We start from the raw sequence: 14,250 nt of genomic DNA on the forward strand, positions 1-14,250 counted from the left end.
CGCGAGCCGGCGGTCGGGGACCAGGTCGGCGACGTCGGGGGTCAGGTCGGGCACCGTCCCTGGTGGGCGGCCCGGCGTCCAGCCGCAGCAGGACGTGAGGCGGCGCGCGTCAGAGGGTGGTCGCGAGCTCGGTGCCCTGGCGGATGGCGCGCTTGGCGTCGAGCTCGGCCGCGACGTCGGCGCCACCGATGACGTGCACGACGACCCCCTTCGCCCGCAGCGGCTCGACGAGGTCACGCACGGACTCCTGACCGGTGCACACGACGACGTTGTCGACCGCGAGGGTGCGCGGCCGGCCGTCGACGGTGATGTGCAGGCCGTCGTCGTCGATGCGCTCGTACGTGGCCCCGGTGACCCGGTGGACGCCCTTGGCCCTGATCGCGGCGCGGTGGACCCATCCGGTCGTCTTGCCGAGGCCGGCGCCGATCTTGCTCTCCTTGCGCTGCACCAGGTACACGGTGCGGGGAGACGGCGACGGGTGGGGCTCCTTGAGCCCGCCTCGGCCGGGTGAGAAGGGGTCGACGCCCCACTCGTCCTGCCACTCCTTGAGGTCCAGCGTCGGCGACTCGACGGTCGTCAGGAGCTCGGTGACGTCGACGCCGATGCCGCCGGCACCGATGACGGCGACGCGCTGCCCGACCTCACGGGTACCGAGGACGGCCTCGGGGTAGGTGAGCACCATGGGGTGGTCGATCCCCTCGATCTCGGGGACGCGCGGGCTCACCCCGGTGGCGAGCACGACTTCGTCGTACCCGGCGAGGTCGTCGACGCCGGCGCGGGTGCCGAGGTGCACCCGCACGCCGCGCCGCTCGAGCTCGCCGCGGTAGTACCGGATCGTCTCGGCGAACTCCTCCTTGCCCGGGATGCGCATGGCGAGCGCGAACTGGCCGCCGATGTCCTCCCCCGCCTCGAAGAGCTCGACGTCGTGGCCGCGCTCGGCGGCGGAGACGGCCGCGGACAGGCCGGCGGGGCCGCCGCCGACGACCGCGATGTGCTTGCGACGGGACGTGGGAGCCAGCACGAGCTCGGTCTCGTGGCCGGCGCGCGGGTTGACCAGGCAGGAGGCCGTCTGGCGCCGGAAGGTGTGGTCGAGGCAGGCCTGGTTGCAGGCGATGCAGGTGTTGATCGCGTCCGCGCGACCGGCCTCGGCCTTGGCTGCCCACTGCGGGTCGGCGAGCCACGGCCGCGCCATCTGGACGAGGTCGGCGCGCCCCTCCGCGAGGACCTGCTCGGCCTGGTCGGGCATGTTGATGCGGTTGCTCGTGACGACCGGGATGTCGACGTGGGGCCGCAGCCGCTCGGCGACCTCGGTGAAGGCCATCCGCGGCACGGACGTGACGATCGTCGGCACCCGGGCCTCGTGCCAGCCGATGCCGGTCGAGAGGATCGTCGCACCGGCGGCCCGGATCTCCTGGCCCAGGGTGACGATCTCCTCCCACGTCTGGCCGTCCTCGACGAGGTCGAGGACCGAGAGGCGGTAGACGATGATGAAGTCCTCGCCGACGGCCGCGCGCACCGCGCGCACGATCTCCGTGGCGATCCGGCGGCGGTTGGCCGGCGTGCCGCCCCACCCGTCGGTGCGCTGGTTGGTGCGCGGCGCCAGGAACTGGTTGATGAAGTACCCCTCGGAGCCCATGACCTCGACGCCGTCGTAGCCCGCGCCGCGGGCCAGCTCGGCCGCACGCGCGAAGCCCCGGACCTGCCGGCGGACCCCGCGCTCGCTCAGCCCGCGGGCGCCGAAGGGAGTGATCGGCGACTTCGTGGAGGAGGCCGACACCGAGTACGGGTGGTAGGCGTAGCGCCCCGCGTGCAGGATCTGCAGGGCGATCTTGCCCCCTTCGCGGTGGACGGCGTCGGTGACCTGCTGGTGCCGGCGGGCCTCGCGGCGGGTCGTGAGCTTGGAGGCGAAGGGGTAGAAGCTGCCCTCGATGTTCGGCGCGAAACCGCCGGTCACGATGAGCCCGGCGCCCCCCTTCGCCCGCTCGGCGTAGAAGGCGGCGAGCCGCTCGAAGCTGCTCGCGCGGTCCTCGAGACCGGTGTGCATCGACCCCATGATCGTGCGGTTGCGCAGGGTGGTGAACCCCAGGTCGAGCGGGGTGAAGAGGTGGGGGTACTCGCTCATCGTGTCCTCGTGACGAAGGGGGCCATCGTCACCGACGGTACCCAATGGGCGGGCTGCGGGCCGTGGCTCGTTGGCATCGTCACCCGGGGATGACAAGGTGGCCTCGAGGGATCGACACCGAGCGAGGGAGAAGCATGGCGGAGCTGGGACGCATGGCCGGGCGTGCCGCCGTCGGCGCAGCCGGCGCGGCCATGGCGAGCGTGACGCTGGCGGGCCTGGGCTACGGGCTCATCCAGGCCGAGGCCAAGCTCACCCGCCGGATCGTGGGACAGCCCTTCGAGGGAGCGCCCGACGACGACGGCCTCTACGGCGCCGCCCCGGGCGACCCGGTGCGCCTGCTGATCCTCGGGGACTCGACCGCGGCCGGCATGGGCGCCGACAACCGGTACCAGACGATCGGCGCGATCCTCGCGAGCGGTCTGGCAGCGATCATGGGCCGCCCCGTGGAGCTGACCAACGAGGCGGTCGTGGGCGCCGAGTCCTCCGACCTGAACGTCCAGCTGTCCAAGGCCCTGGCGCGGATCGACAACCCGGACGTCGCCGTGATCCTCGTGGGCGCCAACGATGTGACCCACCGCATCGACCGCTCGGTCTCCGTGGAGCACCTCGGCCGCACGGTCCGCTACCTGCGCACCCTCGACGTGCCCGTGGTCGTCGCGACCTGCCCCGACCTCGGCACCGTGGAGCCGATCCCCTTCCCGCTCAACAAGCTGCTGCGGCAGTGGAGCCGCGAGCTCGCCGCCGCGCAGACCGTGGCCGCGGTCGAGGCCGGGGCCCGCACGGTGTCGCTGGGTGACCTGCTCGGCCCGGAGTTCGAGGCCAGCCCCGCGGTGATGTTCAGCGTGGACCGCTTCCACCCCTCGGCCGCCGGCTACGCCCGGGTCGCCTCGGCGCTGCTGCCCTCCGTCGCGGCCGAGCTGCGGGCCTGGCCCGAGGGCGCCGAGCACGACTCCGAGCCCGAGGCCCGACTGGGCGAGGGCATCGGCGCGCTGGACGACGCCGCCGAGCGCGCGGCGTCCACCCCGGGCACCGAGGTCGGACCGGCCCACCTCAGCGGCAAGCGCGCCGGCCCCCGGGGTCCTTGGGCCATGCTCCGTCGCCGGGGCGTGCACGAGGTCACCGACCTCTGAGGCCGCCCGGCGATGCGGCTGGGGCTCGCGCACCGCTGCGCCCGGTGGTGGGTCACGTCGTGCACCATCACCCCCGGCGGTAGTGCACGACGTGACCCGCCGCGGGCGAAGGGGAGGCCCCCCGGCTGCATTCCCCTAGGGCAATGCAGCCTCTCGCGGCCTCGTCAGGACCAGGAGAGGCGCAGGTCGGCGAGGCGCCGGGCGAGGTGAGTGGGGCCCCCTTCGCCCGTTGTGCAGGCGTCGAAGACGACGACCCGCAGCTGGTCCATGACCACGGCCGGACCCAGGTCGGGCGGGCGCTCCCCCGCGAGCTCCTCGAGGAGGTCGTGCACCCCCGCAACCGCGTCGGCCGCGCGGTCCAGTGGCAGCTGCTGCCACCTGCGGACCGCGCGGCCGACCTCGGTCGCGATGTCGTCCGGGATCAATCCGAGCGGAGCCGGGCCAGCAGGCGCAGCAGCTCGAGGTAGAGCCAGACGAGGGTGACGAGGAGACCGATGGCCAGGTGCCACGCGTAGCTCGCCGGGGCGCCCGTGCGGATCGCAGTCTCGATGGAGTCGAAGTCGAGCGCCAGCGTCACGGCCGCGAGGCCGGTGCCGAAGACCGAGATGGCGATGCCGAGCATGCCGGTGCCACCGAAGCCGAAGGGCGAGCCGTCGAAGAAGAGCATGTAGCCCAGGTTGATCATCGAGAAGATGAAGTACCCGAGGATCGCCATGCTGACGATGGCGCGGAACTTCTGCGTCACCTTGATGACGCCCGTCTTGTACAGGGTGAGCATCGCGGCGAAGACGCAGACCGTCGCGAGGATCGCCTGGGTGACGATCGACTCGAAGACATTGGTCCCCACCGGGTCGTAGATCTGGTGGTAGATGCCGCTGATCGGGCCGACGAAGGCGCCCTCCAGGGCGGCGTAGGCGACCGCGAGCGGCGCACCGACCGGCTTGCGCCGGAACATCATGAACAGGCTCATGCCGATGGTGCCGACGAGGCCGACCATCATCATGATGCCGCCGACGCCGGGCGCCACCGAGGTGAGCGTCCAGCCGATCGCCGCCACGGCGAGCATGACGCCGAAGAGCGCACCGGTACGGATCATGACGTCGTCGAGCGTCAGGGCGCGGCCACCGCCGCCACCCCCGCCGAAGCCGCCGACGGGACCGGGCTGGCCGTAGCCGGGCTGGGGCTGGCCGTAGCCCTGCTGCGGGAAGCCGGGCTGTTGGTATCCGGGCTGCTGGTATCCGGGCTGCTGGTAACCGGGCTGCTGGTAGCCCTGCTGCGGGTACTGGGTGCTCGAGTCACGGAAGCCCGCGTACCCGCGCTGGGCATCCTGCTCGACCCGGCCGAGGATCGGGTTGCTCATGTGTGCTCCTGGTGAGGGGCTGGCGCGACGCGGTCGCCGCTGACTGGTACCAGACTAAGCGCACGACCGCGTCGCGGTGTTCCCGCCCTCCACAGGCGATCCCGGCCTCAGGACAGGCCGTCGAGCGCCTGCTCGAGGTCGGCGAGGATGTCCGCGCAGTCCTCGATGCCGACGGACAGGCGCACCAGGTCGTCCGGCACCTCGAGCATCGAGCCGGCGGTCGACGCGTGCGTCATCGCGCCGGGGTGCTCGATGAGCGACTCGATGCCGCCGAGGGACTCGGCGAGGGTGAAGACCTCGGCCCGCGCGCACAGCTGCTGCGCGGCCTCGCGCCCGCCGGCCATGCGCACCGAGATCATCCCGCCGTACCGGGTCATCTGCCGCGCCGCGACGTCGTGACCCGGGTGCTCGGGCAGGCCCGGGTAGAGGACCGAGGTGATCTCCTTGCGCGCGGACAGCAGGTCCACGACCGCCTCCGCGTTGTCGCAGTGACGGTCCATGCGCACCCCGAGCGTCTTGATGCCACGCATCGTCAGGTACGCGTCGAAGGGGCCGGGCACGCCTCCGGACCCGTTCTGCAGGAAGGCGATGTCGGCATCGATCTGCTCGTCGTCCGTGACGAGCAGGCCACCGACGACGTCGCTGTGTCCGCCGAGGTACTTCGTGCTCGAGTGCAGCACGACGTCGGCGCCGAGGGAGAGCGGCTGCTGCAGGTACGGGCTGGCGAAGGTGTTGTCGACGACCAACCGGGCCCTGGCCGCGTGGGCGACCTCGGCGACCGCCGTGATGTCCCCGATGTTGAGCAGCGGGTTGGTCGGCGTCTCGAGCCACACGAGCTTGGTCGTGGGCCGGATCGCCGCGCGGATCGCGTCGACGTCGCCGACGGGGGCCGGCGTGTGCTCGATCCCCCACTGCGAGAAGACCTTGTCGATGAGCCGGAAGGTGCCGCCGTACGCGTCGTCCGGGATGACGAGGTGGTCCCCGGGGCGAAGGGAGGCCCGCAGGATCGCGTCCGTCGCCGCCATGCCGGAGGCGAAGGCACGACCGTGGGTCCCCCCTTCGATCGACGCCGCGTTGGCCTCGAGCGCCTGACGGGTCGGGTTGCCGGTACGGGCGTACTCGAAGCCGCCCCGCAGGCCGCCCACGCCGTCCTGGGCGAAGGTCGAGCTGGCGTAGATCGGGACGTTGACCGCACCGGTCAGCGGGTCGGGCTCGTAGCCCGCGTGGATCGCTCGCGTGGAGAAGCCCTGGCTGGCGCGGGCGTCCGCCGCACTCTTGTGCTCACCCATGGTGTCTCAGCCCTTCGCTCGGTGGGACAGGTGGCCCAGCAGGTCCTGCCGGGTGATGACGCCGGCCGGCTTGCCGCCCTCGACGACGAGCAGCGCGTCGGCGTGCTCGAGCGCCTCGGTCGCGGCCGAGACGGGCTCGGCGGCACCGATCTGCGGCAGCTTGGCGCCCATGTGCGCGCTCACCGGGTCGGCGAGCGAGGCGTGCCCCTCGAAGACGGCGGTGAGCAGGTCCCGCTCGGTCACCGCACCCGCGACCTCGCCGATGACGACCGGCGGCTCCGCGCCGACGACGGGCATCTGGGAGACGCCGTACTCGCGCAGGATGTCGATGGCCTCGCGGATCGTCTCGTTGGGGTGCGTGTGCACGAGGTCGGGCAGCTCGCCGGACTTGCCGCGGAGCACCTCACCCACGCTGGCGTCGCTGCCTGCGTCACCCGGCAGGAAGCCGTAGGAGGCCATCCACTCGTCGTCGAAGATCTTGCCGAGGTAGCCGCGGCCGCCGTCGGGCAGCAGGACGACGATTGTGGCGTCGGGGCCGGCGGTCTCGGCGACGCGCAGCGCCGCGACGACGGCCATGCCGCTCGACCCACCGACGAGCAGGCCCTCCTCGCGCGCGAGGCGCCGCGTCATCGCGAAGGCCTCCTGGTCGTCCACCGCGATGACCTCGTCGGGCACGGACGGGTCGTAGGCACCGGGCCACATGTCCTCGCCGACGCCCTCGACGAGGTACGGCCGGCCGGTGCCGCCGGAGTAGACCGAGCCCTCGGGGTCGGCGCCGATGATCTTGACCCGGCCGCCGGACACCTCCTTGAGGTAGCGCCCGGTGCCGGTGATCGTGCCGCCGGTGCCGATGCCCGCGACGAGGTGGGTGATCTCCCCGTCGGTCTGCTCCCAGATCTCCGGGCCGGTGCTCTCGTAGTGCGCCTGCGGCCCGTTGAGGTTGAAGAACTGGTTGGGCTTCCACGCCCCCTCGATCTCGGCGGTCAGCCGGTCACTCACCGAGTAGTAGCTGTCCGGGTGGTCCGGCGCGACGGAGGTCGGCACGATCTGCACCTCCGCACCGTAGGCCCGCAGCACGTCGATCTTGTCCTTGCCAACCTTGTCGGGGCAGACGAAGATGCAGCGGTAGCCGCGCTCCTGCGCGACGAGCGCCAGCCCGACGCCGGTGTTGCCGGAGGTCGGCTCGACGATGGTTCCACCGGGCTTCAGCTCGCCGGAGGCCTCGGCCGCGTCGATGAGCTTGCGGGCGATGCGGTCCTTGATGCTGCCGCCGGGGTTGAGGTACTCGACCTTGGCCGCGACGAGGGGGGAGCCCTCGGGGACGACGGAGCTGAGCCTGACGAGCGGGGTGTTGCCGATCAGGTCGGAGACGTGGCTGGCGATCTGCATGACAAGCATCGTGGCACGGATCACCACGGCCCACGAAGGGGGTCGCAGCGCGACGGTCGCGTAAGGGTAGCCTTAGTTTCATGACGACCCCCGCAGCACGTCCGCCCCGGCCCCAGCGCGTGCTGACGGTCGAGTCCGCAGAGCCGCTCGGGCCGCACCTCGTGCGGCTCGTCCTCGAGGGCGAGTCGCTGGCGGACTTCGGCGCGCGGGAGTCGACCGACGCGTACGTCAAGCTGCTCTTCGTGCCGGACGAGCTCGGGCTGGAGCCCCCCTTCGACCTCGCCGCGATCCGCGAGAGCGCGCCCGCGCACCTGCAGCCGGTGACCCGCACCTACACCGTCCGTGCGATCGACCGCGAGGCGCGACGGTTGACGCTGGACGTCGTGACGCACGGCGACGTCGGGTACGCCGGAGCCTGGGCCCAGCGGGCGAAGGGGGGTGACGTCGCCGTCGTCATGGGGCCGGGCGGCGGCTACGCCCCCGACCCGCAGGTCGGCTGGCACCTTTTCGCGGGTGACCTGTCCGCGCTGCCGGCGATCGCCGCCTCGCTGGAGGCGCTCCCCGCGTCCGCGCGGGGCGTCGCGCTCGTCGAGGTGGGGCTGGCGGAGGACGTGCTCGAGCTGGCCGCACCCGAGGGCGTGCGCGTCGAGTGGCTCGTCAACCCCGACCCCTCGGACATCGGTTTCCTCGCCCGCGCGGTCGACGCGGCGCCGTGGCCGGAGCAGGTCGACGCGGGCACCGTGCAGGTCTTCGCGCACGGCGAGCGCGAGTCGATCAAGGCCGTGCGCCGGGTCCTCGAGGAGCGGGGCGTGCCCCGCGAGGCGCTGTCGATCTCGGGCTACTGGGCGCGAGGTCGGACCGAGGACGCCTTCCAGGCGGAGAAGCGCACACCGGTCGGCCGGATCGAGGTCTGACGACCCGTCGTCGTCCGCGCGTACCCCCGGCGGGACTCGAACCCGCACCGTGCACCATTTTAAGTGGCGTGCCTCTGCCAGTTGGGCTACGGGGGCGTGGCCGTCAGACTAGCCAGCCTGGTCGACGCCCTCCGCGGCGACGGCGCCGATCGACATCGCGATGCCGTCGAGGATGTCGTGCTCGGAGGCGGTGACGACGATGTCGGGGCCGTTGGCGCCGAGCGCCCGCTCCAGGATCTCCCACCAGATGAGCGCGCCGGCGCCGATGACGTCGACCCGGCCGGGGTGCATGTAGGGCTGCGCAGCCCGCTCGGCGCGGGTACTGAGGATGAGCCGCTCGCAGGACTCCATCATCTGTGCGACCGGCACCCGGGCGAGGTGGATCGCCGTGGGGTCGTACGAGCCCAGGCCGAGGGCCTGGGCGGTCACGGTCGTCACCGACCCGGCGAGCCCGACCACGGTCTGGATGCCGCCGAGCCCGACCTCGGCCTCGGCCCGGTCCAGCGCCTCGGCGATGTCGAAGCGCGCGGCGTCGATGACCTCCTGCGTGGGTGGGTCGGTGCGGTGGTGCCGCTCGGTGAGTCGCACGCAGCCGATGTCGAGGGAGGTGCCGGCCACGACCTCGTGGGTGCCGCGGACGATCTCGGTCGAGCCGCCGCCGATGTCGACGACGAGGTACGGCCCCTCGAAGCCCGCGTCGAGCAGCCCGCCAGTGGCCCCCGCGAAGCTCAGCTGGGCCTCCTCGTCCCCCGAGATGACCTCAGGGGTGACGGCTAGGTCACCGAAGGCCTCCTGCACACCGGCGACGAAGTCCGCGGCGTTGTCGGCGTCGCGCGAGGCCGACGTGGCGACGAAGCGCACGGCCCCCGGGTCGACCGCCAGCTCACGGCACTGTGCCGCGTACTCGGCGGCCACGGCCAGGGTGCGCCGCAGCGCCTCCTCCCCGAGCTGACCGGTCCTGTCGACCCCTTCGCCCAGGCGCACGACCTCGATGCGGCGCAGGACGTCGCTCAGCGTCCCGGTCTCCTCGTCGCGGTCGGCGACGAGCAGCCGGATCGAGTTGGTCCCGCAGTCGATCGCTGCGACTCTCATGCGTCGCTCCCTTCGTCCGGGCCCACGCACGGGCTGGTGTGCCACCACTGCGGCAGCAGGTCGAGCGCCTCATCCCCCAGGGGGTTGACCCCGGGGCCGGCGGCCAGCGAGTGCGCGACGAGGACGTGCAGGCACTTCACGCGGGTGGGCATGCCCCCCGCGGAGATCCCCTCCACCTCGGGCACGTCGCCGAGCTCGGCCCGCCGACGCAGGTAGTCCTCGTGGGCCGCGCGGTACCGGGCGGCCAGGTCCTCGTCGTCGAGCAGCCGCTGCGACATCTGCGCCATGAGCCCGCTGGACTCGAGCGTCGAGATCGCGCCGGTCAGGCGCGGGCAGGTCGCGTAGTACGTCGTCGGGAAGGGGGTGCCGTCGGGCAGGCGCGGGGCCGTGCGCAGGACCGTCGGGCCGCCGCAGGGGCACCTGTGGGCGACGGCGACGGTCGCCCGCGCCGGGCGGCCGAGCTGCCGGTGGACGGTCTCGAGGTCCTGCGGGTCGACCCGCTCCAGGTCGTTGCCCCGCTCGTCGGTGCTCACCGGCCCGCGGTCGGGTCGTCGGCGGCCTCGACGGAGGAGGCGACCTGCTCGTACCACGGCTGCGTCGCCGGGGCCTGGACGGTGCCCGTCTCGGGGTCGACGTCGGGGGTCTCGCCTGCGGGGTCGATGACCGTGTAGGTCCGCTCCCCCGGCTTGACGAACTTCAGCCGCTGCCGGGCCTGGGCCTCGACGTACTCGTCGGTCTCCCACAGGTCGCGCTGGCGCTTGAGGTCCGCGACGTTGGCCTCCTGCGCGGCGACCTGCTCGTGCAGCGCGTCGAGGCGCTGGCGCTGGTCGTACCAGGACTTGCCGGTCGGCAGGAGCATGACGGCGAGCAGGACGCCGAGGGAGACGAGCACCACCCAGCGTCGGGTCGTCATGACGGCCCGACGCTCCTGGGCCGCCTTGGCGGCGGTGCCGGAGCGGGAGCGGGTCGGGCGCGCGCCGCGACCCGCGGGCCGGGTCGCGCGGGGTCGCCGCGTCCCGCCCTGCGCGCTCGTGCGTGCAGGGCGGCGACGCGGTGTCCCGGCCATGTCCCGGATCAGCCCTTGAAGCGCGGGAAGGCGCCGGCGCCGGCGTAGATCGCCGCGTCGTCGAGCTCCTCCTCGATGCGCAGGAGCTGGTTGTACTTCGCCACGCGCTCGGAGCGGGCCGGGGCGCCGGTCTTGATCTGGCCGCAGTTCGTCGCGACGGCCAGGTCGGCGATGGTCACGTCCTCGGTCTCGCCGGAGCGGTGGCTCATCATCGAGGCGAAGCCGCTGCGGGTCGCGAGCGCGACCGCGTCGAGGGCCTCGGTGAGCGAGCCGATCTGGTTGACCTTGACCAGCAGCGCGTTGGCGGCCCGGTCCGCGATGCCACGGGCCAGGCGCTCGGGGTTGGTGACGAAGAGGTCGTCGCCGACGATCTGGACGCGGTCGCCGAGGCGCTCGGTCATCGTCTGCCAGCCCTCCCAGTCCTCCTCGTCGAGCGGGTCCTCGATGGAGACGAGCGGGTAGGCGTCGACGAGGTCGGCGTAGTAGTCGACGAGCTCGGAGGAGCTGATCTGCTTGCCCTCGAAGGTGTAGGAGCCGTCCTCGTGCAGCTCGCTGGCCGCGACGTCGAGGGCGAGCGCGATCTCCTTGCCCGGCTCGTAGCCGGCCTTGGTGATGGCGTCGAGGATGAGGTCGAGCGCCTCGCGGTTGCTCTCGAGGTTGGGCGCGAAGCCGCCCTCGTCGCCGAGGCCGGTCGACAGGCCCTTGTCCTTGAGGACGGCCTTGAGCGAGTGGTAGACCTCCGTGCCCCAGCGCAGCGCCTCGCGGAAGGAGGGCGCACCGATGGGCGCGATCATGAACTCCTGGATGTCGACGTTGGAGTCGGCGTGGGAGCCACCGTTGAGGATGTTCATCATCGGAACGGGCAGGATGTGCGCGTTGGGGCCGCCGATGTAGCGGAAGAGCGGCAGGCCCGCGGACTCCGCGGCGGCCTTGGCGACGGCGAGCGAGACGCCGAGGATGGCGTTCGCGCCGATCGAGCTCTTGTTGTCCGTCCCATCGAGGGCGAGCATCTCGGCGTCGACGAGACGCTGCTCGCTGGCCTCGAAGCCGACGAGGCGGGGCATCAGGTCGTCCTCGACCGCGCGGACCGCGTCCTCGACGCCCTTGCCCAGGTAGCGCTTGTCGTCACCGTCGCGGCGCTCGGCGGCCTCGAAGGCCCCGGTGGAGGCACCGCTGGGCACCGCGGCCCGGGCGATGGTGCCGTCGTCGAGGGCGATCTCGACCTCGACGGTCGGGTTGCCGCGCGAATCGAGGATCTCGCGCGCGCCAATTGCTTCGATGCTGGCCACTACCGGCTCCTAGGTGGTGCTCGATGACACGGGTTGGGTGGCTCCGAGCGTAACGGCTGGCCGGCACCGGGGCGCAGACCGACCCGCACCTCGGGCGGGCTCACACCCCTGCGACGGGAGGCCGAAGGGGGGACCGCTGCGCCCCGTCGTCGAAGTTGGCCGGGTCGAGCCACGCGTCGTGCGCCGCCCGGATGGCCGGCCAGTCCTCGACGACCATGGCGAACCACGTGGTGTCGCGGGACCTCCCCTTCGTCACGGCGTGGCGGCGGAAGGTGCCCTCGCAGGTGAACCCTAGGCGCTGCGCCGCCCGGCGCGAGGGGGCGTTGAGGGAGTCGCACTTCCACTCCAGGCGCCGGTACCCGAGGTCGAAGACGTGCCGGGCGAGGAGCGAGAAGGCCTCCGTCGCCGCGGTGGTGCGCTGCAGCCGTGGACCGAAGAGGACGTTGCCGATCTCGACGACGCCGTTCGCCTCGTCGATGCGCATCAGGCTGGCCAGCCCGCAGGCGACGCCCTCGCCGTCCCGGACGACGACGTCGACCGTGCCGGGCCCGCAGCGCCGGGCGATGTACGCGTCGAAGGCGACGGCATCGCCCGGGCGCTCCTCCTTGAGGTAGGTCCACAGGTCGTCGTGGTCCTCCCCCGCGACCTGCTGACGCAACGTGTGGGCGTGCTCGGGCGCGAGCGCCTCGAGCGTGCAGTGGCTCCCGGTGATCGTCGTGACCTGCGGCCACGGCGCCCCGGCCCACCCGTCGACCGGGGGCCCGACCGGCTGCCCGAAGGGGGTCGCGCGCACCTCGTCGCGCGACGCCGGCGGCAGCACGACCTGGCCGATCGGCCCCGGGTTGACCGCGACCTCCCAGCGGAACCCGTCGGGGTCGGCGAAGTAGCCCGTGTACCCGCCCCAGTCGCGGCGCTGCGCCGGCTGCACCTCGGGCGAGCCGGCGGCGCGGGCCAGCTCGAGGATCGCGTCGACCTCCGACTCGCCGGCGACATTGTGCGCCAGGGTGACCGGCGCGATGCCCGGGCCGCCGCGGATCGGGCCGACCTCCCCTTCGAACTCGTCCTCGTCCCACAGCGAGAGCACGAGGTGCTCGCCGACGCGGATCATGAGCACCTCGCCGGGGACGTCGAGAACCGCGCGCCACCCCAGCCCGTCGAGGTAGAAGCGGCGCGTCGCGTCGAGGTCGGCGACGGCCAGGGTGACGAAGCTGATGCGCTGGTCCATGCGCACGACCTTACGGAGCGGGCCGCTCGGACCTCTCCTGCGCCTTGATCGCCTGCCACTGCGCCTCGATCTCCTCGAGGGTCTCGGCGGTCGCGTCGCCGAAGACATGCGGGTTGCGGCGCACGAGCTTGTCGACGAGCGCGGCGGCCGCGTCGTCGACGGTGAAGGGGGCGTCCGGGTGGTCGGCCGCGACCCGGGCGTGGAAGAGCACCTGGAAGAGCAGGTCGCCGAGCTCGTCGACCAGCTCCTCGCGCAGCCGGACGTCGTCGGGGACGGCGATGACGGCCTCGAGCGCCTCGGTCACCTCGTGCGCCTCCTCCAGGACGAAGGGGAGCAGGCTCGCGTGGTCCTGCGCGGCGACCCAGGCGCACCCGCCGGACGAGCGGAGGCGGTCCATGACGGCGACGGCGTCGAGCAGCCGACCGCCCTCGACGTCCCAGGAGCCGACGAGCACCTCGACCTCGGGTGCGTCCTCCAGCCGCGAGACCTCCGCGGCGACGGCATCGCTGAGGCCGGGGTCACCGTCCGGTGAGCCGACCCACAGCACCTGCGTGGTCCGGGCGGCCTCGACGAGCAGGCGCGCCCGTTCGTGGGGCGCCTGCGCCCCGATGGTCTCGACGGCGACGCCGTCGTCGACGAGCGCGAGCGGCAGGGCGTCGCCCGGGTCGGCAGCGAGGACGGCGTCGGCGGCCTCGAGGGCACGCCACGCATCCCGGCTGAGCAGGCCGGGCGAGACGCGGGGGCTGGTCGCCAGGAGGACCAGGCGACCGGCCGTCAGGGCGTGCCCGTCGGCAGCTGGGCGTCCTGCGCGGCGGGCTCCTGGAGCCAGTCGGGCGACTCGCCGACGGCGGCGGCGTACCGGGGGCTGACGGTCACGTCCTGCTCCTGGACGTACGCGCTCAGCTCCTTGCGGGCGGCCTCGTCGAGCTGGGAGTTGAGCGAGTTGGCCCGCAGGAAGTCGACGGTCGTGTCCGACGGGGAGGGCAGGACCTGCGCGAGCTGCTGGCGCACGCTCCCGGCCGACGGGACGGGGGTGCCCTGCTCGTCGGCGAACTCGAGGACCGACGGCACCTGCACGAGGAGGGCGACGACCTGGTCCGCGGTGATCTCCTGACCGGGCTGGCCCTGGCTCTGCGCCTCGATGACCGTGCCCAGCTCGCGGGTGGTGCGCTGCACGTCGCCGACGGTGACCACCTCGTCGCCGACCTTGGCCGCGACGGCGTCGCTGCCGGAGCCGTCCACGTCCACCGGGTCGTTGGCGGAGCCGCCGCACGCCGAGAGGGCGAGGGTCGCAGCGGCTGCGAGGGCGATCGCCCGGGCGGGGCGAGCGAGGGGCTGTCGACGGAGCACGGTGTGGGTCCCTTTCGTCCGGTC

The 14,250-nt window shown here is 73.0% G+C and carries 14 protein-coding genes and 1 tRNA gene; 2 read left to right on the plus strand and 13 right to left on the minus strand.

Annotated elements, in window-relative coordinates; translation table 11 throughout:
* Nucleotides 1-109: 109 nt before the first annotated feature.
* Nucleotides 110-2,122 (minus strand): NADPH-dependent 2,4-dienoyl-CoA reductase, encoded by a 2,013-nt coding sequence (locus tag V3C34_RS15835; RefSeq protein WP_346007621.1) that lies wholly within the window; start codon nt 2,120-2,122, stop codon nt 110-112.
* Nucleotides 2,123-2,256: 134 nt separating this feature from the next.
* On the opposite strand from V3C34_RS15835, the gene V3C34_RS15840 reads away from it, so the two are divergent.
* Entirely contained in the window at nt 2,257-3,252 is a 996-nt protein-coding gene (locus V3C34_RS15840; RefSeq protein WP_068321650.1) for an SGNH/GDSL hydrolase family protein, read from the plus strand.
* 164 nt (nt 3,253-3,416) lie between these two features.
* Here the strand turns inward: V3C34_RS15840 and V3C34_RS15845 are convergent, their stop codons facing one another.
* The 4 genes from V3C34_RS15845 to V3C34_RS15860 all read right to left on the minus strand — a co-directional run bounded on the left by V3C34_RS15845 (nt 3,417) and on the right by V3C34_RS15860 (nt 7,290).
* Entirely contained in the window at nt 3,417-3,677 is a 261-nt protein-coding gene (locus tag V3C34_RS15845; protein WP_068423730.1) for a hypothetical protein, read from the minus strand.
* Nucleotides 3,674-4,612 carry a Bax inhibitor-1/YccA family protein gene (locus V3C34_RS15850; protein ID WP_068423729.1) on the minus strand — a complete coding sequence of 313 codons (939 nt, stop codon included), beginning with the start codon at nt 4,610-4,612 and terminating at the stop codon, nt 3,674-3,676. The genes V3C34_RS15845 and V3C34_RS15850 overlap by 4 nt, the downstream gene beginning before the upstream one ends.
* Before the next feature lie 107 nt (nt 4,613-4,719).
* Nucleotides 4,720-5,901, minus strand: a complete 1,182-nt coding sequence (locus V3C34_RS15855) for a cystathionine gamma-synthase (RefSeq protein ID WP_068321639.1) — start codon at nt 5,899-5,901, stop codon at nt 4,720-4,722.
* Nucleotides 5,902-5,907: 6 nt separating this feature from the next.
* Complete coding sequence (locus tag V3C34_RS15860; protein WP_346007622.1) at nt 5,908-7,290, minus strand: cystathionine beta-synthase; 1,383 nt, start codon at nt 7,288-7,290, stop codon at nt 5,908-5,910.
* An 80-nt stretch (nt 7,291-7,370) separates the two neighbouring features.
* On the opposite strand from V3C34_RS15860, the gene V3C34_RS15865 reads away from it, so the two are divergent.
* Nucleotides 7,371-8,204 carry a siderophore-interacting protein gene (locus V3C34_RS15865; RefSeq protein WP_346007623.1) on the plus strand — a complete coding sequence of 278 codons (834 nt, stop codon included), beginning with the start codon at nt 7,371-7,373 and terminating at the stop codon, nt 8,202-8,204.
* A gap of 21 nt (nt 8,205-8,225) precedes the next feature.
* Here V3C34_RS15865 and V3C34_RS15870 read toward each other — a convergent pair.
* From V3C34_RS15870 to V3C34_RS15905, 8 genes are all read right to left on the minus strand, one after another.
* A tRNA-Leu gene (locus V3C34_RS15870) sits at nt 8,226-8,300 on the minus strand.
* Between the two features lie 12 nt (nt 8,301-8,312).
* Nucleotides 8,313-9,296 carry a Ppx/GppA phosphatase family protein gene (locus tag V3C34_RS15875; protein WP_346007624.1) on the minus strand — a complete coding sequence of 328 codons (984 nt, stop codon included), beginning with the start codon at nt 9,294-9,296 and terminating at the stop codon, nt 8,313-8,315.
* Nucleotides 9,293-9,829 carry a DUF501 domain-containing protein gene (locus V3C34_RS15880; protein WP_068321626.1) on the minus strand — a complete coding sequence of 179 codons (537 nt, stop codon included), beginning with the start codon at nt 9,827-9,829 and terminating at the stop codon, nt 9,293-9,295. Before V3C34_RS15880 ends, V3C34_RS15875 begins: the two co-directional genes overlap by 4 nt.
* Nucleotides 9,826-10,362 (minus strand): septum formation initiator family protein, encoded by a 537-nt coding sequence (locus V3C34_RS15885; RefSeq protein ID WP_338537659.1) that lies wholly within the window; start codon nt 10,360-10,362, stop codon nt 9,826-9,828. Before V3C34_RS15885 ends, V3C34_RS15880 begins: the two co-directional genes overlap by 4 nt.
* Before the next feature lie 8 nt (nt 10,363-10,370).
* A complete protein-coding gene (eno, locus tag V3C34_RS15890; protein WP_068321619.1) occupies nt 10,371-11,651 on the minus strand; it encodes a phosphopyruvate hydratase in 1,281 nt (426 codons plus the stop codon).
* A 100-nt stretch (nt 11,652-11,751) separates the two neighbouring features.
* Nucleotides 11,752-12,876, minus strand: coding sequence for a GNAT family N-acetyltransferase (locus V3C34_RS15895; RefSeq protein ID WP_346007625.1), 1,125 nt, complete (start codon nt 12,874-12,876; stop codon nt 11,752-11,754).
* A gap of 10 nt (nt 12,877-12,886) precedes the next feature.
* Entirely contained in the window at nt 12,887-13,705 is an 819-nt protein-coding gene (locus tag V3C34_RS15900) for a MazG nucleotide pyrophosphohydrolase domain-containing protein (RefSeq protein WP_346008573.1), read from the minus strand.
* A complete protein-coding gene (locus V3C34_RS15905) occupies nt 13,651-14,226 on the minus strand; it encodes a hypothetical protein (protein ID WP_170307538.1) in 576 nt (191 codons plus the stop codon). The genes V3C34_RS15900 and V3C34_RS15905 overlap by 55 nt, the downstream gene beginning before the upstream one ends.
* Nucleotides 14,227-14,250 lie beyond the last annotated feature (24 nt).

The sequence above is a fragment of the Janibacter terrae genome, from assembly GCF_039636765.1.
In the GTDB taxonomy this organism is placed as follows: domain Bacteria; phylum Actinomycetota; class Actinomycetes; order Actinomycetales; family Dermatophilaceae; genus Janibacter; species Janibacter terrae.

Bases quoted from the DNA above. Each gene is read 5' to 3' on its own strand.
- V3C34_RS15835 (WP_346007621.1), bottom strand. From the start codon at position 2,122: ATGAGCGAGTACCCCCACCTCTTCACCCCGCTCGACCTGGGGTTCACC.
- V3C34_RS15840 (WP_068321650.1), top strand. From the start codon at position 2,257: ATGGCGGAGCTGGGACGCATGGCCGGGCGTGCCGCCGTCGGCGCAGCC.
- V3C34_RS15850 (WP_068423729.1), bottom strand. From the start codon at position 4,612: ATGAGCAACCCGATCCTCGGCCGGGTCGAGCAGGATGCCCAGCGCGGG.
- V3C34_RS15855 (WP_068321639.1), bottom strand. From the start codon at position 5,901: ATGGGTGAGCACAAGAGTGCGGCGGACGCCCGCGCCAGCCAGGGCTTC.
- V3C34_RS15860 (WP_346007622.1), bottom strand. From the start codon at position 7,290: ATGCAGATCGCCAGCCACGTCTCCGACCTGATCGGCAACACCCCGCTC.
- V3C34_RS15865 (WP_346007623.1), top strand. From the start codon at position 7,371: ATGACGACCCCCGCAGCACGTCCGCCCCGGCCCCAGCGCGTGCTGACG.
- V3C34_RS15875 (WP_346007624.1), bottom strand. From the start codon at position 9,296: ATGAGAGTCGCAGCGATCGACTGCGGGACCAACTCGATCCGGCTGCTC.
- V3C34_RS15885 (WP_338537659.1), bottom strand. From the start codon at position 10,362: ATGGCCGGGACACCGCGTCGCCGCCCTGCACGCACGAGCGCGCAGGGC.
- V3C34_RS15895 (WP_346007625.1), bottom strand. From the start codon at position 12,876: ATGGACCAGCGCATCAGCTTCGTCACCCTGGCCGTCGCCGACCTCGAC.